The sequence below is a fragment of the Thermus sp. FJN-A genome (assembly GCF_054655095.1).
Window position 1 is genome coordinate 1 of sequence record NZ_BAAHSC010000116.1, and the last position, 610, is coordinate 610.

The 610-nt window shown below is 67.0% G+C and carries 1 pseudogene; it reads left to right on the top strand.

Annotated features, from left to right (window positions below):
* Nucleotides 1-386 precede the first annotated feature (386 nt).
* Nucleotides 387-610 (top strand): annotated as a pseudogene (locus ACYQ0J_RS00590) (tetratricopeptide repeat protein); the annotation flags it as partial.

Here is a 610-nt window from a genome sequence, read left to right on the forward strand (position 1 = left end):
TTGGTCCTCACGCGGCCCTGCCGCCTTGGGCCCCCTGGGGGCCCGGTCTTCCCATTGCCCGGCATTATACCGGAACCCTGGAAAGAGGGGAGGGAGGGACCTGAAAAGCATTCCCCTACCCATAGCAGAGGCGAATGGGGCGAGTCAATATGGCACGCCTCCGCGGGCTCCCAGAGGGCGCAAACTCCTCACCAACGGGACACCAACAGGCGTGATATAGTTCACTTGGTTTTCGGAAGCGGCTTTTCGCCGTACCAAAGCCTGTATAATGCCGGGCAAGGATGTCAGAACAGGGGGGTCAAATCCTCAAAATCTCTGCAAACGCCGATGCTCATCGGCAAAATCGCCCCCGGCGAAGGCGCCCCCTGCTGAGGCCGGACGGGCGGGTGGACCTCGAGGCCGTCCGCCTCTTCCTCCAGCTCGGGCGCTACCGGGAGGGCGAGGCGGCCCTGGACCAGGACCCCCAGCCGGAGAACCCCGAGTGGCTCAGGCTGAAGGGCTGGGCCCGCTGGCACCTGGGGGACGAGGAGGGCCTGCGGCTGGTGCGGAAGGCGGCCTCCCTGGCCCGGGAGCGGGCGGGGTGGGTGTGGCAGGACCTGGGGGCCCTCCT